Source organism: Erythrobacter tepidarius (assembly GCF_002155695.1).
In the GTDB taxonomy this organism is placed as follows: domain Bacteria; phylum Pseudomonadota; class Alphaproteobacteria; order Sphingomonadales; family Sphingomonadaceae; genus Erythrobacter; species Erythrobacter tepidarius.
The window spans coordinates 202693-220815 of sequence record NZ_MUYJ01000004.1; the positions used below are offsets into that span (position 1 = coordinate 202693).

The window sequence follows — 18123 nt, forward strand, 5'->3', positions numbered from 1 at the left end:
TGTCAACAAGATGCTGCGAACAAGCTTTTTCATGATCCTGTCTTCTCCCCTGGAAATGCGCCCGACCGGGCGTCCCGAAATTTCCCCGCGGTTATTTCTGCCAAGGCCCCGGAATTTGTCCAGACAAATTTAGCAATGGCGCGCGCACAGCGCGTTGCGGCGCAGACCTGTGCCATTCTTGCCGCACCTTGAGCCACAGGCTCAGCCCGGCTTCACATTGCCCAGAAACGCAGTCACGAGGAGCAGGAGATAGACCGTCCACACCCAGATGCGGGTGCGATCCATGGTGCGGCGCAGGGGGATTTCGGTGGCATCGCTCGATCCTTCGGTGAGCACGGCAGCAAGCTGGCCGCCGACCGGCTTGAAGGTGACGTCGATCATGATAGCAGCGATGAAGATACAGCCGAACAGCAGTGCCTTGGTGGCCAGCCATTCAGGCGCCAGCGGCGCGCCCGCAAGAAGGCTCTGCACGCCGAGCCATAGGTAGAAACCGCCGATGGCCCAGCGCAGCACCCCCTCGATCCGGCGGTTGCGCACCGCACGCGGGGTCTGGTCATGGGCATGGGAATCCCACACCAGCCACAACCAGAACAACCCAACTGCCCAAGCACCCGCGAGCAGCCAGGTCGGCACGTCCCACCACCCGCCCGCAGCGACCACGCTCAGCGACAGCGGCACCATCAGTGCCCATGCACTGCGCGGCACCATGTCGACCTCGACCAGCAATGTCAGCAGCGCGATGCGTTGATCGAGCGACCATTTGTCCCGCTTGCGAAAATGCTGGCCGAGCAGGAACACGCCCACATCTGCGCCAAGCCAGAGCACGAACAGCAGGAGATGCGCATAGACGAGCATCGGGTAGATGAGACCAGACATGTCCAAGGCGGGGTTCCTTCGGTTAGACTGTTGCGCAAAAGGCACGCTGCACGCAATTTCTCGTGCCATTTGTCCGGACAAATGGCATGTCCGTGCTTGACAAGCAAGCTTTTGTCCGGACAAATCCGCATCGCAGGATGGAGACAATCTTGACCGTCAACAGGCGGCCAGCCGTGGAACAGGTAAGGAGCCCAACCGATGAAATCCCGATTCTCGCTGACTCCGGCGCTGGCCGGCATGACTTCTGCGATTGCACTGCTTGCAACCCACGCCCCGGCGATGGCTCAGGCTGACGACACCGCTGACCCGAGCGCCGATCAGGGCGGCGTGAGCGACATCATCGTCACGGCCCAGCGCCGTCAGGAGAGTGTCCAGGACGTTCCGATCGCAATCACGGCCTTCGGTCAGGAGGAACTCGAACAGCGCGGCATCGTCAGCGCGCTCGACGTGGCGCAGTTTGTGCCGAACCTCGTCGGTCTCAACAACACCGGGCTTGGCACCGCCAATGCTTATTATCTGCGCGGAATCGGCAACTCCGAATCGATCGCGACCTTCGATCCGCCGATCGGCACCTACGTCGACGACATCTACCTTTCCCGCCAGAATGCCAACAACCTCTCGCTGTTCGACGTCAACCGCATCGAGGTGCTGCGCGGGCCGCAGGGCACGCTGTTCGGTCGCAACACCACCGGCGGGGCGATCAACGTCTACATGAACGAACCGGGCGACGATTTCGCGGGCTATGCCGAGATCGGTTACGGCAGCTACGACCAGAAACTCGCCCGCGCCTCGCTCGATCTGCCGCTGGCCGAAAGCTTCGCGATCAAGGTTTCGGGTTACTGGCAGGATGATGATGGCTACACCATTAACACCACCACCGGCGAGCGAGACAACCAGAGCGACGGATGGGGTGTGCGGCTGGGCCTGCGCGGCGAATTGTCCGATAGCGCGCGCTGGACAGGCTCCTACATCAAGACCTCATCGAGCGCGGGCAACACGCTGAATTTCGATTGCGACCCGGCTAACCCGGCCAATTGCGACGGTCGCTTCGCCACGACCGGCATGACCTTGGGCGGCAATTTCATCAGTCCTACGCTCGGGCCGCTGCTGAGCGGTCGGAAGGCCAATTTCGGACTCGGCAACGAAGCGACAATGGACTTCATCTCGTCCAACTTAGAATTCGATCTTGGCGACGATTGGACCGTCAACATCATCACTGGCTTCGTTGATCTCAATCAAGACTTTGCGATCGACTTTGCCGACGGGCGCGGCCTCCCGTCGCTGGCCGCCCCCGTGCCTGCGGTGCGCGGCTTCCCCTTCGGCGGGTTCACCATCGTCAATCAAGGCGAGCACACCCAGTTCACGCAGGAAATCAAGTTCACCGGTTCGATTGGGGATGGACTGATCGACGTGGTGGGCGGGGTGTTCTACTTCCACGAGGACAACCGCACCGACTTCGGCGACATCTTCACGCTCGGCAACGCCTTCCCGCTGGTGCTGGCCGACCGCGTGATCGACAACAAGGCCGAGGCATGGGCGGGCTATGTGCAGGCCGATCTCAACCTCACCGACCAGCTGACGGTGACAGCGGGCATCCGCTACACCGACGAGGAAAAGACCTTCGCGATCCGCGACAACCGTCCGCGGCTTGCCAGCGGGCTGTGTCAGGCGGCGGCGCAGTTCGGGCCGTCGACCTGCATCGACACCGCCAACCTCATCGCTCCCAACGGGCTTGCCATCCCGACCCGCCAGTCGATCGATCTGTTCACCCCGCGCTTTGCAGTGAACTATAAGGCTAGCGACGATGTTCTGCTGTTCGCTTCAGCCACTCGCGGCTTCAAGTCGGGTGGCTGGAATGCGCGCGGTACCAGTCCGCGCGAGTTGCTTCCGTTCGGCCCGGAAACTGCATGGAGCTATGAGGCCGGGGCCAAGACCGACCTGTTCAACCGGCTGGTACGGCTCAACGTCACGGCCTTCTGGCTCGACGTGTCCGATCTCCAGACCCCGTCGGCCTTCGTGCGGGGGGACGGATCGCTCGCCTTCCTGGTGCGCAACTTCGCCGATTACCGCAACAAGGGGGTCGAAGTGGAATTCACCACCGTGCCGGTCGAGGGGCTGAACCTTTTCGCCTCGCTCGGCTATCAGGACGATGAATACCGCATCAACCCCAATGCCCCGGCGCTGGACGAATACGGGGTGCAATCGGTCGCAGCGCAGCGCGCGACCTGTCTGGCGCAGCTTGCCGCGGGCCTCCTGCCCAATGCGAGCGGCGCCAGCAATGCGCCCGCCTGCGGGGTCGGCATCGTCGCGCCTGACGGTTCGATTGCCGAGCCGGTGCGCACGCCCGAATTCACCATCGCACTGGGCGGCAGCTACGACATCGCGCTTGGCGATGTGACGCTGACCCCCTCGGTCAACGCCAATTGGCGCAGTTCGAGCGAAGTCGGCACCAGCAACGTGACCTTCTACGATCAAGACGTGACCGGACCGACCGGAACGGTGTTCCCGTCAAACACGCTGGGGCTGGGCAATCTGATCGATCCGATCACCGGCTCGTTCAGCCAGGATCGCTTGATCCTCAACGCCAGCCTCACCCTCAGTCACGTCGGCGGCTGGGCACTGGTTGCAGAATGTCGCAACTGTCTCGATGAAGAGGCGGTCGAAAGCTCGCTCGCCAATTTCAGCTATCTCAACCCGCCGCGCACCTGGGTGCTGCGGGCGAAGTACGATTTCTGACGATCCTCGCAGTGCAGAAGGGGCGCCTCGGGCCGTCATGATGCGTCTGACCGCTGCTCCTGCCCTGCCCGCCGCGATGCTGACCGTGGCGGCGGCTCTCCTCCCCAGCCTTGCCGCCGCCGCTGACGCACCCGCGCCGAGGGCGGCGGCCGATTTCGGGGTCGCGCCGTGGAGAGAGGCAGTGGTGAGTGTCGCCGATCTCGACGCGAGCGCGGCATGGCTCGTCAGCGACGGCGGCTGGCGCGAGATCGTGCGCGGCCAGTTGTCGCACGGGGAGCTTGATTACTGGGGCTTGCCCGCAGCGGTATCGGGTGCCTTCCTGCTGATCTGCGCCCCCGAGGCCGATAGTGGCTGCATCCGCTATGTCCGCTTCGACAATGCTGAAGGACAGCGCCCGATCCGCCTTGCCGCGCGGCCATGGGACACCGGCGGAATCTTCTCGATCATGCTGCGCAGCGATGACGTGCAGGCCATGTTCGATGCCGCCATTGCGCGCGGATGGTGGGCGGAAAGCCCACCCTATGCTTTCAGCTTCGGCGGCTCGGAGCTCGTCAATGTCGTGATCCGCGGTCCGCATGGCGTCAATTATGCGCTTTATCAAAGAGCTGCTCCCCCGTTCGACGGGTTTCCCGTGGGACGCCTCAGCCAGGCCTTCAACACCATGCGGATGGTGCAGGATCAGGCCAGGGCGCTCGCCTTTTTCCGCGACGGCTTGGGCTTCGGCGTGCTCTTCGATGCGCCATTTACCGATCCCGAACCGCGTTCGAACAATTTTTCGATCCCGGCCAACCTCGCAACGACGCTTGTGCGACGTGCGGCTGTTGCCCAACCGGCGCTGCCGGGTGAGGATGGGCGGGTCGAGGTCATGGCGTTCGAAGGCTTTGCAGGCCGCGATCTTGCCGAACACGCATCGCCGCCGAACTGGGGCATTATCTCGGTGCGCTATCCGGTCACCGATCTGGCTGGCTATCGCGCCTTTCTTGCCGCCAGGGGCGTGACGCCGGTCCATGAAGCCAAGGGGGTCGCGATTTCCGGCATCGGCACCGCCGATATCCTCGCGGTGCGCGATCCTGACGGCAGCCTCACGGAATTCTACCATGCCCGCTGATGCCGCCCGCCAGCCCCCGCGCGACTTCGTGCTAGTGCACGGCGCATGGCATGGCGGGTGGTGCTGGGATCCGGTGCGCGCACGCCTCGAGGCAGCGGGCCACCGCGTCCACACCCCGACCTTGCCGGGCCTCGCCGAGCGAGCGGGCGAGCTGACCGCTGACACCTCTCTCGCCGATCACATTGCCGATCTGGCGCAGTTCATCACCGCGCGCGATCTGTCCGGCTTCGTGCTGGTGGGCCATTCCTATGGCGGGATGGTGATCACTGGCGTGGCCGACGTGCTCAAGGACAGGATCGCCCATATCCTCTATCTCGACGCCGCTCTGCCCCGCGATGGCGAGAGCATGATCTCGTATGGTGCGCCGCGCCCGGCAGAAGCGATTGCCGCTGCCGAGGCCGGATTGCGCGGCCTTGCACCTGACGGGATCGCGATGGCGCCCTTCCCGCCGGCGATGCTCGGGATTCCACCGGGCCATCCGCAGCACGATCGCGTGGCCGCGCTGCTGACCCCGCATCCGCTGAAGACCTGGCTCGACCCGATCCGGCTGGCGCATGACGGCCCGGCGGGGATCCCGCGCACCTATGTCCATTGCATCGCCCCGGCGCTGACAGGGACGCAGTTTCCCTACCTCGCCCGCATGGCCGCTGCCGATCCCGAGTGGCGCTATGCCGAACTCGCCACAGGACACGAAGCGATGCTGACCAGCCCCGAGGCCACTGCGCGGCTGTTGCTGGACACGCTCGCGCACCTGCGTCACTTTCCCGCAGCCGGCATAACCGATCATCCGTCACCACAGGAGCCAGTGTGACCTCCGACCAGATCGATACCGCAGACAAGCGCAGCGAATTTGCCAAGGGCTGGAAAGTCCTGCTGGCCGGGGTGCTGGGGGTGATGTGCGGTGCCTCGCCAATACCCTACAACATCATCGGCTTCACGGTCGGCCCGCTGCGCGAGGAATTCGGCTGGACCCAGACCGAGGCCGTGCTGCCGATCACGCTGTTCGGCGTGATCGCCAGCGTGCTCGCCCCGGTATTCGGCTGGATGGCCGACCGCTTTGGCGTGCGCCCGGTCGCGCTGTGGTCGCTGTTGGCTTTCGCACTGTCCTTCGCCGCCGTGGCGCTGACACCGACGGGCGACGCGCGCGGGGCGCTGCATTTCTATTACGGTCTGTGGGCGGTGATCGGCCTTGTCGGAATCGGTTCTACGCCGGTGACTTGGAGCCGCGCGATCAATCTGTGGTTTTACAAGAACCGCGGCCTCGCGCTCGGCATACTCCTGCTCGGCACCAGTCTTGCCGCGATGATCGTGCCGCGCCTTGCGGTCGAGGTGATCGAGGCGCTGGGTTGGCGGGCAATGTTCGCGGCGGTGGCGCTGCTCCCGCTGGCGGCGCTGGTTGTCGCCTTTTTCCTGTTCCGCGAGCCCCGGGCCGACGAACGCCCCCGCGCCATCGAAAGCGAAAGCGGGCGGCTTACCGGCGTCACCCTGGGCAAGGCGCTGACGGATTATCGTTTCTGGATCATCTGGCTGTCGGTCGGCTGCATTGCCACCGCTTTCGGGGGAGCCTTCATCAACATGCCGACAATGCTCGCGTTGCGCGGGGTCGATGCCAAGGCCGCGGCGAGCGTCATGGGCATTCTCGGTATCGGCATCTTCGCCGGACGGATCATTACGGGCGCCTTGCTCGATCGCTTCTGGCAGGGCTTCGTCGCCTTCCCGCTGCTCTGCCTGCCGGCTGCCTCGGCATGGATTCTGCTGGGGGATTCGATTACCTTTCCGCTGGCCGCGCTGGCGGGCTTCCTGCTCGGTTTCGCTGCCGGAGCAGAGAGCGATCTCATTGCCTATCTGGCGGGCCGCTATTTCGGCATGGCGAATTACGGGCGGATTTACGGGATGCTCTACATGCCTTTCGGGCTGGGTTCTGCCGCCTCGCCGGTGATCTATGCGCAGGTGTTCGATCGCTCGGGTAGCTATGATCCGGTGCTGACGCTGGCAATCGGCGCCTTCATCGCCGGGGGTGCGCTGCTGCTCCTGCTTGGCCGCTATCCGGAAACCTTGCCCGAGGCCGGTAGCGATGATGCGCCGGCTGCATCGACGATGGAGGCCGCGTGATGGCAAGCATCGCGCAGGACCAACCGCTCGCCCCGGTCAGGAAAGCGGTCAGCGCCGCAGCCCTGCTGACCGATGATGCCGCACTGTCGCTCTACAGCCATGACGTCCTGAGCAGCGGGGCCCGCCCGCTCGCAGTGTTCCGGCCGGCAAGCGTCGCAGAACTCGCTGCCGGGATCGGTGCGGCGACAGCAGCGGGCATCGCGATTGTCCCGCGCGGCGGGGGCATGAGCTACACCGGCGGTTATCTCTATGACGGCGGGCCGTTTCTGCTGGTCGACACCGAAGCGCTTGATGCGATCATCGCGATTGACGAAACCGACATGGTGGCAACGGTGGAGGCGGGCATCAGCTGGGACAAGCTCCACCGCGCGCTTTCACCCCGCGGCCTGCGGGTGCTGGCCTGGGGGACGCTTTCAGGTATCCGCGCCACCGTGGGTGGTGGCATGAGCCAGAACGGCATCTTCTGGGGCGCTCGCAACGGCAGCGTGGTCGATAGCGCGGTGAGCTTTGACGTGGTGCTCGCCGATGGGACGATCATCACCACCGGCTCGGAGTTCTTCCGACCCTATGGCCCGGACCTGACCGGTCTGTTTGCCGCCGATTGCGGTGCCTTGGGGGTCAAGGCGCGGGTGCGGCTGAAACTGGTGCGCGAGGCCACCGCCTTTGCCTACGGCTCTTTCAGTTTCGAACGCCATGATGCGCTGCTGCGCGCCATGAGCGCCATTGCCCGGGCCGAACTCGCCTCTGAAAGCTTCGCCTTCGATCCCTTTCTCCAGGCGCAGCGGATGAGGCGGGATTCGCTGGTCAAGGATGCCAAGCAGTTCGGCAACTTCCTCAAGGCCGAAGCCAAGGTAGGCGGAATCCTCAAGGCGATGAAGGAGGGCGCGAAGGTTGCGCTTGCGGGGCGCTCGTTCCTCGATGGGGTGCCCTTCAGCCTGCATTGCATCGCCGAGGGACGCCACCAGGGCGCGGTCGACGCCGACATGCGCGCGATCGAGGCGATCGTGCGCGAAATTGGCGGGGGCGTGGTGGAAAACTCGATTCCCAAGATCCTGCGCGCCAACCCCTTCCCGCCGCCCAATTCGATGCTCGGCCCGGGCGGAGAACGCTGGGTGCCGGTGCACGGCTTTCTGCCTCACTCCCGGCTGATCGAGGCATGGGAGAGGTTGCAGAGCCTGTGGGAGGCCAATGCCGAGGAAATGGCCCGCCTCAAGGTCGAAACCGGGGCGCTTATCGCGGCGACGGGGCGCTCCTCCTGCCTGATCGAGCCGGTGTTTTACTGGCCGGGTGCGCACAATCCGCTTCATGCCCATGCAGTCGAGGCCGATCACCTCGCGCGGCTTCCCAAGCTGGCCGACAGCCCCGAAGCAACCGCGCTGGTCGAAAAGCTCAAGGGCGAGGTGATCGCGATTTTCCAAAGCCTCGGGGCAATCCATCTGCAGATCGCGCGCACCTATCCGCTCGGCACTCGCCACGATCCGGCCGGATGGGAGATCCTGCGCGCGCTCAAGCGGCAGGTCGACCCGCGCGGCCTGATGAACCCCGGCGTGCTCGGACTGGGCACGGATGCCGCTGGTTGACCGCCGCCGCACGCTTGCCGCGGGCTTGGGTGCCGCCGCCCTCGCCCGCACGCCGTTTGCCTTCGCTCAAGGAGACACCGTGACCGAGCCTGCCACATTTTCCGCGATGGCCATGCAATTGACCGCGCGTTCGCTCGAACGCCTGCCCGATGCCGCCGCCGCGCGCGCGGCGATCCTCGCGCACATTGCCGAACTCGAAGGCCAGATCCGCACCAGCGCGATCTTCGTGGCGCAATATTCGGGCAGGCCCGTCAAGCTGGTGGTGCTGCCGGAATATCTCTTCACCTCCTATCCCGGACGCATTGCGATCCCGGATTTCGCCGCGCGGGTCGGTTTTGCCGTCGATGGCCCCGAATATGCAGCGCTGGGCGGGATGGCCGAAAGGCTCGGGATATTCCTTGCCGGCAATGCCTACGAAACCGACGCGGCCTTCCCCGATTTCTACTTCCAGACCAGTTTCATCATCGATCCTTCCGGGGCGGTGGTGCTACGTTACCGGCGGCTGCTGTCGATGTTCGCGCCGTCCCCGCATGACGTGTGGGAGGCCTATCTCGACAAATATGGCCTTGAAGGCGTGTTTCCCGTAGCGCGCACGGCCATCGGCAATCTTGCCTGCATTGCAAGCGAGGAGATCCTCTATCCCGAAATCGCCCGGTCTCTGGCGCTCCGCGGGGCCGAGGTATTCTGCCATTCCTCGTCGGAAATCGGCTCGCCGCGCGCCACCCACAAGGACATCGCCAAGCAGGCCCGCGCCTTTGAAAACCTCGCCTATGTCGTCTCGGCCAACACGGCAGGGATTTCCGGCACGGCGATGCCGCTCGCCTCTGCTGACGGGAACAGCCAGGTGGTCGACTGGAAAGGGCGCGTCGTGGCGCAATCGGGCGACGGGGAAACCTTCACGGCCTTTGCCGCGCTTGACCTGGCCGGTTTGCGCGAGGCGCGGCGCACCCCGGCGATGACCAACTATCTCGCCCGCCAGCGCCCGGCGCTGTTTGCGCAAAGCTATGCCGCCGCAGCCGAGCCCTTCCGCGGCCCCGATGGGATGATGGAGAACGGCAAGCCCGTCATCCCCGACCGCGACCACTTCCAGCGCGCGCAGGCCGAGGTAATCGAACGTCTGATCAAGGCAGGAGTGATTTGATGCAGCACCGGAACGTGAGAGGGCGGATCAGCTACACCTCGCTCAAGCGCGATTGGGAGGGGCGCGAGCGCGGCCGAGAATGGTTCAACTTCTCGCACCACGCCGACGGCTCGGTGGTGATGAGCGCGCAGTGCGAGATCGAGGAGCCCGATCCCACGGTGCTGCGCAACGTCACCTATCACATCGGCCCGGGCATGGTGCCGCAGAACCTTTTGGTGCATCTGATGGTGGGCGATGAATTTCTCGGATCGGGCTGGATGCGCCACGATGCTGCCGCCGGGACGCTGTCATGCGAGAGCTTCGGGCCGTCGATCGGCCGCAATTCGGAACTGCGCGAGAATATCGGTGCCTTCGACGGCTTCGGCACCCACCCGATTGCGGGCGACGGGTTCCTGACGCGGATCATGGATGTCAGCAAGGGGCCGCACAAGCGCCGCCTCAGGGTGTTCCTGCCTTCGCCCGATCATCGCGGCGCCACCCCGCCGCAAATCGCCGAGGTGTTCATCACGCTCGAATATGTCGGCGAAGAGGAAAGGACCGTTGCTGCCGGCACCTTCGCCTGCCGCCACTTCCGCTTCGTCGACGACAGCGACGAAGGCATGGGCGGCAAGACCCATCCCGATTACGACATGTGGGTGACAGCGGACGCGGACTCGGTGCTGGTCTATGGCGCAATCGACGGTTACATGATGAACCGCTACGAACTGGTTGAGCTGATCCGCTAGATCCGGATCACGATCTTGCTGAAATGTCCTGCGCTCTCGAGAGACGCAAAGGCTGCGGGGGCATCGGCGAAGGCGAATTCGTGATCGACCGGGATGAGGATCCCGTGCTCGGCGACCACGCCAAGCGCCTTTTGCAGCATGGCGCGGCTGCCGCTGGCGATCCCCTTGATCGCGATGTTCTTGCCGATCAGCGCCCCCTGACTCGCACCGGCGATGTCCTGCGGCGAACCCGCCAGCGCGCCGAGCGTGCCGATCCGCGCGTTGGGTGCGCAGGCGGCGATCGTCTCGCCCAGCGCGGAAAGGCCGAGCGTATCGACCACCACATCCGCTCCGCGCCCGCCGGTAGCCTCGAGCAGCGCGGCGCTCCAGTCCGGCCGCGCGCGGTAGTTGACGGTGTAGTCTGCACCCAGGGCGCGCGCCCGCTCGAGCTTGTTGTCGCTCGACGAGGTGATCGCGAATTGCGCCCCCATGGCCTTGGCCAGCAGCAGCGCGAAGACCGAAACCCCGCCGGTGCCCTGCGCCAGCACGAGACTGCCCGCCCCTGCGCCGCCAAAGGCGACCATCGCGTGCCATACCGTCGCACCAACCACGGCAAGGCTGGCGGCGGTCAGGTCGCCAAGGCGCGCGGGCACCTTGAGCGCTGCCGCTGCGGGCAGCACGATCCGCTCGGCCAACCAGCCGTCCGCGGTCACCCCCATGTCGGCCGCAAAGACCGCGGGCGAATAGGCCGCATCATCGCGCCAGGTCAGAAAATGGGGGGCAATGACGCGGTCGCCCAGCGCCAGATCCGTTACCCCCTCGCCCAGCGCAACCACCTCCCCGACGCCATCCGACAGCGGCACGCGGGTCTCGGGCAGGGCTGCTCCATATTGGCCGCGCAGCACCATCAGATCGCGATAGTTGAGACCGGCGGCGATCACCCGCACCAAAACTTCGCCCGGCCCCGGCTCAGGCTCTGCACGCTCCGCAAGGCGCAAGCCGCCGATCCCGCGCAGCGCTTCATCCCGCGGGCCTATCTCCCAAGCCTTCAACGCTCTGCTCCAACGGTTGGTGCATCGGGAACCGGCGTGCCAACCTGCGCGATCCCATCCGCGGGAAAATCGGCAAGATAACGGTTGTCCCCGACCCGGCCGATCATGTCCTCGCGCAACGGTGCCTCGGCGAATACCGCCACGGTATAATCTCCCGCGCTGTCCGGCACGGTGCGCAGCGGCAGGATGTCCTCGCGATAGGTTCGGCTGTTCCAGAAAGCGCGCGCGTTCTCGATACAGGGAAAGCGCACGGTGAGATTGACGTAGTCGGGCGGAACCTCACCCTCGAACACCGCGATCGGGCGCGGCAGGGTGATGTAGTAGCCGCCAAGTTCCTGGTAGAGACGGCTTGCCGCGATCGCCTCGCCATACCTTATCATGCGCTCGCGATCACGGGTGCGCCCTTGAACCACCATGTAGACCGGCGAATCGCATGTCGATTGCGGCGGCGGTGCGATTGCCGCCGGGGTGGCAGCCTCAGCCAGAAGGGCGGTGACTAGGGTGAAGATCATGGGGCAGGGATCCTGTGCTCGTCGCACAATGTGCGCTTCCATGGCCGCCCATCCCTGAACCACTGCCAGGTGCGGGCGCGCGTCTGCCGGTCGGGCGCGATCGCAATCATTTCGAGGTAATAAGCCCCCGGCACATCAAGCCGGTCGAGCTTGAGCATCAGGAGATCCTCGGCGGTCTGCCAGCCATAGCCGGTAAACCGGTCAGTCTGCCAGAACAGCCGATCTCCCTCCAATCGCCCGCCGAATTCATAGGTGGCCTCGCGTCCGTCATCCCAGGTCAGCCAGTTGTGCTGGACATAATGCCAGGGGCCGCGATCCGGGAATTCGCAAAAGGTCCTGACCCGGTGCGCGTCGAGCAGGCTGCCATCGCCATCGAAGTGGCGATACCACCCGTCCCACCAGCCTTCATGCTGGAGCATCGCCGGCATCGCCGCGACAAGAGCCGCACGGTTGCTCACGATTGTGGCCTTTCGGCATAGGCGTCGATGGTCAGCGCGCTTCCGGTCTGGCAGATCAGCGCCTGTTCGCGCAGGAAGCGCAACATGCCCGAATCTCCCATCCGGCTCGGCCCCAGCCCACTGCCCTTGCGCGAGAGGTTGGTGGCATCGCCGACCATGCTGGTGAGCGCCCCATCCTGGAGCGACACTGCGCCGACATCGAGCAGCGGCGCAATGCGCACGGCTTCGTCGAGCGAACCCGCCAGCACCGCCGCCGAAAGGCCATAGGCACTGTCATTGGCAAGCGCGATCGCCTCATCGATGGTGTCGAACAGCGTCACCGGGAGAACCGGGCCGAAAGTCTCCTCGCGCATCACCGCCATGGCGGGCGTGACGTCGACCAGTATCGTTGGCCGGAGATAGGCCCCGCCCTCCAACCGCTCGACCGTCCCGCCGGCGAGCACACGCGCGCCGGCAGCCACGGCAGCGTCGATCTGGGCCTGCACCTTGTTTGCCTGTTCGGGCAAGATGAAGGGGCCGAGGTGCCCGCTGGCGGGATCGGGATGGGTCAGCCGCACCGCCCTCGCGCCCGCGACGAGCGCGGCAAGGAACGGTTCGGCAATCGCGCGCGCGACATAGATCCGTTCGATCGACTGGCACGCCTGACCGGTGGCGAGGATCGAGGCACGCAGGGCGACACGCGCAGCCCATTCAGGCTCGGCACTGGCGGTGATGATCATGGGATCCTTGCCGCCCAGTTCCAGATTGGCCGGGATCAGCCGCCGCGCCGCCGCCTCGGCGACCTTGCGCCCGGTCGCGGTCGAGCCGGTGAAGCAGACATAGTCCACCTCCTCGATCAGCGCCTGCCCCACGTCCGCCCCGCCCATCACATAGGCCAACGGCAGCTCTGGCACCTCAGCCAGCACTGCGCGCATCGGCGCGACGAAGCGCGGCGTGACTTCCGAAGGCTTCACCAGCGCTGCCGATCCCGCCATCAGCGCAGGCACCGCGTCGATATGGCTGAGGATCACCGGAAAGTTCCACGGAGCGATTGCGCCGAACAACGGGAAAGCGCTGTAGCGGGTGAGCAATTCGATGCCGGGGGTGAGCGAGGGCTTCGGCCCCTGATCGAGCGCCTGGAAGAGTTCCGGTCCACGCTGTGCCCAGCGCCGGATATTGGCGATCAAGCCCTGCACCTCGATCGCGGCGATGGTTCGCCTTCCCGTATCGACCGCCAGTGCCGGGGTGATCCTGTCAGCGGCGGCATCGACTGCCGCGGCAAAGCGCAGCAGCACGCTGGCGCGCCCCTCCGGCCCGAGCGCCTCCCACGCCGGCTGCATCCCGCGCAGCCGCGCGGCCTCGGCCGCGGTCTGTGCCCGTGTCGTCTCGGCGAAGTCGTAATCCGGCTCGCCGGTGCGCGGATTGGTGGCTTTCATGTCTGCGCCTTCCAAGCCCCGACGATCTCATCCCCCCGGGCAAACCATGCCTCCGGGCGCCGTGTGAGTTCGGCCAGCAGTTCCTCCAACGCTGCAATGCGGTAGGGCAGGCCCATGATATAGGGCGTAAGGTGGATCGGCAGCATCCTTGCGCCGCCGCTCGTTGCTGCCTCACGCGCCAGCCAGTCGAACGCGTCGCGCATGCTTTCGGCCCAGCTTGCGGCACTTTTCTGCTGGACGGTGATAATCTGCCGATCGGACAGCTCGTGGTTGAGCGGCAGGTTGATCAGGCCGTTGGCAAAGCGATAGGGCAGTTCATCATTGACCCAGTCGCAGCAATAGGTGAGGCCCTGTTCCTTGAGGATACCGGGCGTGGAAAAGCTCTGCTGGCGCGCGATCGAAAGCCAGCCCGTGGGGCGCACGCCGCTGGCCCGTTCGATCCGCTCAATCGCCTCGGCCACCAGTGCGGCTTCAGCTTCAGCAGCTAGGGTGGAATCGATCGTGCCGTTCATGTCGGTGGAATGGGCGATGATCTCGTGCCCCCCGGCGATCACCGCCGCGACCAATTCGGGATAGCGCTCGGCGATCGCGGCATTGGTGGCAAAGCTGGCCTTTACCCCGGCCTTCTCGAAGGCGTCGAGAAAACGCCAAGCGCCGACCCGGTTGCCGTAATCGCGGGCGGTGTAGTGGCGGTAGTCGGGATAGGCGGTGACCATGTGGCCAGGGGCGGTGAACGGCCCTCCGGGCAGGATCGGGAACCATTCAAGGCTGACACAGAGCCACACGGCAACCGACCCTTGCGGCCAGGTGACGGGCGGGCGGGCATGCATGTTCGACCATGCATAGAGATCATGATCATAGCCCTCGCGACGGTGCGGATACTCGAGATAGCTTGGCGCGAGCGTGCTCATTGCTGCGCCCTCCATGCATCGACGATCTCGCCTGCTCTCGCAATCCAGGCCCGGCCATCGCTCGCGATGTGGCGCAGCGCCTCCTCGAACGGCCCGATCCGGTGCGGCTGGCCGATCAGATAGGCGTGCAAGGGGATGCACATCACCGTCCCCGACTTTTCGCCCTCGCTTGCCAGCCGCTCGAACTGGCGGATCAGCGTCTCGGCATATTCGCGCCCGCTCATGTTATAGACGAAGAAGCCGTAGTGGTCGTTGACTTCGAGGCTGTAAGGGATCGAGGCGAGCCGGCCCTTTGCCACCTTCACCTCCTGCACCTGATCGTCGTGATAGAGGTCGCAGGTGTAATCGAACCCGTATTCGGCAAGCAGATCGAGCGTGCGCGGGGTGTGGGTCAGCGCCGGGGCAAGCCAGCCGCGGATCGTCTGCCCGGTCGCTGCGCGCACCGTGGCAATCGAATCCTCTATGATCGCGCGCTCCTGTTCCTCTGTCATGTCATAGCAATAGCGGGTGTTGTAGATGCCATGGCTGAAGAACTCCCATCCGCGCGCTACTGCATCGGCAACCACTTCGGGGTGGTGCTGGCAGAGTGCAACCGAGAGGCTGACGGAACCGGGGAAGCCGTGGCGGCTCATCACCTCGGTCATGCGCCAGTGACTCACCCGGTTGGAATGATCGCGGTGGGCGTATCCTACCACATCAGGATGCACACGGCCCCACGGCTTGCGCTTGGGATGGACCGGCGGATCAATCTCGTAATATTCGAGATTGGGCGCAACCCACACCGCCACCGTCTTGCCACCCGGCCAGACGATCCTCGGCCGAGCGTTGTAGGGGTGATAGTCGTAAAGCCCCGGATCGCTTGCGCCTTCCCGCATCAACGCGCCTCCAGCCAGTCAATTACCGTCTGCACCGGCTCAACATCGGCATATTTGAGCTGAAGATCGGTGAGATTGGCGAAGTGATAGCTTTCGTGCTTGTCGGCGCAGGTTTCGATCGGGACGATGGTCCGATACCCATGGCTCAGCGCATCAACCGCAGTCGCCCGCACGCAGCCCGATGTGCTACCCCCCGTCACCACCACCGTATCGACCCGGTGAAAGGTGAGGTAGCTGGCAAGCGGAGTCTCGAAGAAGGCGCTCGGCATGCGTTTCGTGAATTGCAGATCGTCGTCGTCAATCTCGCAACGCGGGTCGAAGGCGTGGCGTTCGCTGCCATATTTGATGTTCTGCAGGCTGTCTTCGGTATCCGTGCGCGTGCCCCAGACCCCCGCATCCCCGGCATCGGCCTTGTAGGCCACGCGGCTCCAGATCACCGGCATCCCGCGCTTGCGCGCCAAACGACTGATCGTGTTGATGTATTCGATCTGGCGCGGGTCGGTTTCATAGGCGGTCTTGAACATATCCAGCCGGGTATAGGCCTGCTGCAGATCGACATTGACGATGGCGAGCTTGCTGCCGAAGCCGAATTTGCGGCGCGCCGGATTGGCCATCACCTCCTCGAACAGCTGGCGCGCGGTCCTGCCGTCCGAAACCATCCTCGTCCCGACTAGCTCTGCCATGATCTGCCTTTACCCATCTGCTGGATCGATTCCGCTTTGACAGCGGACAATAAACGCGCGTAGAGGCTTGTCGAGTGAAATTTGTCCGGACAACTTTGGCAAAATGATCACGCGGCATATCCTCACCATTCCCGGCAGCGGCAGGCGCGTGCATTACCGCCGCTGCGGCAAGGGGCCGGCGCTGCTGATGGTGCACCAGAGCCCGCGTTCGTCGGCCGAATATGAACCGCTGATGCGCAAATGGGGCAAGCACTTCACCTGCATCGCGCCCGACACGCCCGGCTTCGGCCAGTCCGATCCGCTGCCCGGCACCCCCGAGATCGCTGATTTCGCAGACGCGCTGTGCGAGACGATGGACGCGCTCGGAATCGGTCCCTGCCCGGCATATGGGTTCCATTCAGGCGGGATCATCCTCGTCACCGCGATCAAGCGCCAGCCGCACCGCTTCAAGGCGCTGGCAATCGGTGGCTATGCGATCTGGAACGCCGAAGAGATGCGCATATTCGGCGAACGCTACCTCCCGGAATTTCGCCCCTCTCCCTATGGCGAGCACCTCGCCTGGCTGTGGCACCGGATGCTCGAACAGAGCTGGGTCTTCCCGTGGTTCGACACGCGTGAGGAGGCGCGCCTGCCGGTTGCCCATGCCGACGTATCGCGGGTGGCGCAGGCGGTGATGGAGATGCTCGAATCCGGCGATGCCTATCGTGCAGGCTACGGCGCGGTGCTGCGCGCACCGCGCGACATTCCGGCAGTCGATGCCGCGATGCCCCCATGCCTCATCAGCGCTTATGACGGTGATCCGCTGCAGGCCCATATCGACCGGCTCGGCGCAATGCCCGCCGGCTGGGAAGCAAGGAAAGTTGCAACCCCCGCAGAGCATCAGGACGCAAGCCTTGCCTTCCTGCGCCGGCATGGCGGCGATGCGTCCTGTCCGCCGCTCGCGCAAGACAAGAACGAAGGCTGGATCGCGCTGCAAGACGGGCTGATCCACTGGAAGGGCACACCAGGAGCAGGCAAGCTCGTGCTTCATGCGCCGGCGGGCGAACTGGCAGAACCGGACAAAGACACCCTCGTCATCGATGTCCCCGGCCACGGCCAGTCCGATGATTTCGAGGATCCGCGCGCGGCCGTAGAGGAGGCGGCACTGGCTCTGGGGGCAGAAAGGGTGCTTTGGCCTGCACCGCCGCCGGGCGTGCCTGACAGGCTCTATCCCGACATGGCGCCCGACCGTTTCGGAAGCTACCTCCAGCGCGCTTGGGCGATCGCCCGCGCGGAGGCCTTTTTCGCGCCCTGGTACGAAGCCGGCACGCAGCATGCAATCCCGCTCCGGCCCGAAGTGCTCGACCCGCAAGCCCTCCAGCGCCGCGCCCGCGCGCGGATCATCGCGGGCAATGCCGCACGCCGTTGGCACGACACACTCAGCACCATCAAGGGAGAGACCCGATGAACGATTTTGCCAAAGCCATGCCGCTGCTCGCCCGCCACGAAGGGGTGTGGGACGGCACCTATTCCTATTTCAACGCGAAGAACGAGAAGATCGACGAGCACGCCAGCCGGCTTCTGTGCCGTATCACCGGCGACCCGGAGGTGCCCTATCACCAGACCAACCACTATCGCTGGCCCGACGGTCGCACTGAAATCCGCGATTTCCCGGCAACCTATCGTGATGGCCGCATCTGGTGGGATAACGATCTCATCCAGGGCTGGGCTGCCGAAGTGCCGCTCGACGAATATAATCGCACCATGATGCTCTACTGGCAGCGCACCGGCGATCCCTCGCTTTATCTCTACGAGCAGATCCAGATTTCCGATTGCGGCCAGCATCGCTGCCGCACGTGGCATTGGATCAGGAACGGCATCCTGGAAACGCGCACAGCGATCCAGGAACGCTTGGTGACGAAGGACTGGCGCGCGGTAGATGCCGAAATGCAGGCGAAGGCAGCAGGCTGACAGCAAACCG

17 protein-coding genes are annotated in these 18123 nt (G+C 64.9%); 9 read left to right on the forward strand and 8 right to left on the reverse strand.

Annotated elements, in window-relative coordinates:
* Nucleotides 1-201: 201 nt before the first annotated feature.
* Nucleotides 202-876, reverse strand: coding sequence for a hypothetical protein (locus BZF61_RS05440; protein WP_245804517.1), 675 nt, complete (start codon nucleotides 874-876; stop codon nucleotides 202-204).
* 198 nt (nucleotides 877-1074) lie between these two features.
* Between BZF61_RS05440 and BZF61_RS05445 the strand changes: the two genes are divergently transcribed.
* The 7 genes from BZF61_RS05445 to BZF61_RS05475 all read left to right on the forward strand — a co-directional run bounded on the left by BZF61_RS05445 (nucleotide 1075) and on the right by BZF61_RS05475 (nucleotide 10278).
* Nucleotides 1075-3612: a TonB-dependent receptor gene (locus tag BZF61_RS05445; protein WP_245804518.1), complete on the forward strand. Its 2538-nt coding sequence runs from the start codon at nucleotides 1075-1077 to the stop codon at nucleotides 3610-3612.
* 37 nt (nucleotides 3613-3649) lie between these two features.
* Nucleotides 3650-4720 carry a VOC family protein gene (locus BZF61_RS05450; RefSeq protein WP_086617620.1) on the forward strand — a complete coding sequence of 357 codons (1071 nt, stop codon included), beginning with the start codon at nucleotides 3650-3652 and terminating at the stop codon, nucleotides 4718-4720.
* Nucleotides 4710-5531 (forward strand): alpha/beta fold hydrolase, encoded by an 822-nt coding sequence (locus BZF61_RS05455; protein ID WP_158094066.1) that lies wholly within the window; start codon nucleotides 4710-4712, stop codon nucleotides 5529-5531. The genes BZF61_RS05450 and BZF61_RS05455 overlap by 11 nt, the downstream gene beginning before the upstream one ends.
* Nucleotides 5528-6832, forward strand: a complete 1305-nt coding sequence (locus BZF61_RS05460) for an MFS transporter (RefSeq protein ID WP_245804519.1) — start codon at nucleotides 5528-5530, stop codon at nucleotides 6830-6832. Before BZF61_RS05455 ends, BZF61_RS05460 begins: the two co-directional genes overlap by 4 nt.
* The gene (locus BZF61_RS05465; protein ID WP_086617622.1) at nucleotides 6832-8412 is read left to right on the forward strand and encodes an FAD-binding oxidoreductase; all 1581 of its coding nucleotides are present in this window, start codon (nucleotides 6832-6834) and stop codon (nucleotides 8410-8412) included. The genes BZF61_RS05460 and BZF61_RS05465 overlap by 1 nt, the downstream gene beginning before the upstream one ends.
* Before the next feature lie 79 nt (nucleotides 8413-8491).
* The gene (locus BZF61_RS05470) at nucleotides 8492-9553 is read left to right on the forward strand and encodes a nitrilase-related carbon-nitrogen hydrolase (RefSeq protein WP_245804520.1); all 1062 of its coding nucleotides are present in this window, start codon (nucleotides 8492-8494) and stop codon (nucleotides 9551-9553) included.
* The gene (locus tag BZF61_RS05475) at nucleotides 9553-10278 is read left to right on the forward strand and encodes a DUF3108 domain-containing protein (protein WP_086617624.1); all 726 of its coding nucleotides are present in this window, start codon (nucleotides 9553-9555) and stop codon (nucleotides 10276-10278) included. The genes BZF61_RS05470 and BZF61_RS05475 overlap by 1 nt, the downstream gene beginning before the upstream one ends.
* Here BZF61_RS05475 and BZF61_RS05480 read toward each other — a convergent pair.
* The 7 genes from BZF61_RS05480 to BZF61_RS05510 are packed head-to-tail and all read right to left on the reverse strand — an operon-like array spanning nucleotide 10275 to nucleotide 16163.
* The gene (locus tag BZF61_RS05480) at nucleotides 10275-11309 is read right to left on the reverse strand and encodes a zinc-dependent alcohol dehydrogenase family protein (RefSeq protein ID WP_086617625.1); all 1035 of its coding nucleotides are present in this window, start codon (nucleotides 11307-11309) and stop codon (nucleotides 10275-10277) included. The genes BZF61_RS05475 and BZF61_RS05480 overlap by 4 nt on opposite strands.
* On the reverse strand, nucleotides 11306-11821 hold the full coding sequence (locus tag BZF61_RS05485) for a DUF1330 domain-containing protein (RefSeq protein ID WP_158094067.1): 516 nt from the start codon (nucleotides 11819-11821) through the stop codon (nucleotides 11306-11308). Before BZF61_RS05485 ends, BZF61_RS05480 begins: the two co-directional genes overlap by 4 nt.
* Nucleotides 11818-12279, reverse strand: a complete 462-nt coding sequence (locus BZF61_RS05490) for a hypothetical protein (RefSeq protein ID WP_245804521.1) — start codon at nucleotides 12277-12279, stop codon at nucleotides 11818-11820. Before BZF61_RS05490 ends, BZF61_RS05485 begins: the two co-directional genes overlap by 4 nt.
* On the reverse strand, nucleotides 12276-13694 hold the full coding sequence (locus BZF61_RS05495; RefSeq protein ID WP_086617694.1) for an aldehyde dehydrogenase family protein: 1419 nt from the start codon (nucleotides 13692-13694) through the stop codon (nucleotides 12276-12278). Before BZF61_RS05495 ends, BZF61_RS05490 begins: the two co-directional genes overlap by 4 nt.
* Complete coding sequence (locus tag BZF61_RS05500; RefSeq protein ID WP_086617695.1) at nucleotides 13691-14605, reverse strand: polysaccharide deacetylase family protein; 915 nt, start codon at nucleotides 14603-14605, stop codon at nucleotides 13691-13693. The genes BZF61_RS05495 and BZF61_RS05500 overlap by 4 nt, the downstream gene beginning before the upstream one ends.
* Entirely contained in the window at nucleotides 14602-15480 is an 879-nt protein-coding gene (locus tag BZF61_RS05505; RefSeq protein ID WP_086617627.1) for a polysaccharide deacetylase family protein, read from the reverse strand. Before BZF61_RS05505 ends, BZF61_RS05500 begins: the two co-directional genes overlap by 4 nt.
* Entirely contained in the window at nucleotides 15480-16163 is a 684-nt protein-coding gene (locus tag BZF61_RS05510; RefSeq protein ID WP_211276719.1) for an isochorismatase family protein, read from the reverse strand. The genes BZF61_RS05505 and BZF61_RS05510 overlap by 1 nt, the downstream gene beginning before the upstream one ends.
* Before the next feature lie 103 nt (nucleotides 16164-16266).
* On the opposite strand from BZF61_RS05510, the gene BZF61_RS05515 reads away from it, so the two are divergent.
* Nucleotides 16267-17610: an alpha/beta fold hydrolase gene (locus tag BZF61_RS05515; protein WP_086617629.1), complete on the forward strand. Its 1344-nt coding sequence runs from the start codon at nucleotides 16267-16269 to the stop codon at nucleotides 17608-17610.
* Nucleotides 17607-18113, forward strand: a complete 507-nt coding sequence (locus tag BZF61_RS05520) for a DUF3598 domain-containing protein (RefSeq protein WP_086617630.1) — start codon at nucleotides 17607-17609, stop codon at nucleotides 18111-18113. The genes BZF61_RS05515 and BZF61_RS05520 overlap by 4 nt, the downstream gene beginning before the upstream one ends.
* Nucleotides 18114-18123 lie beyond the last annotated feature (10 nt).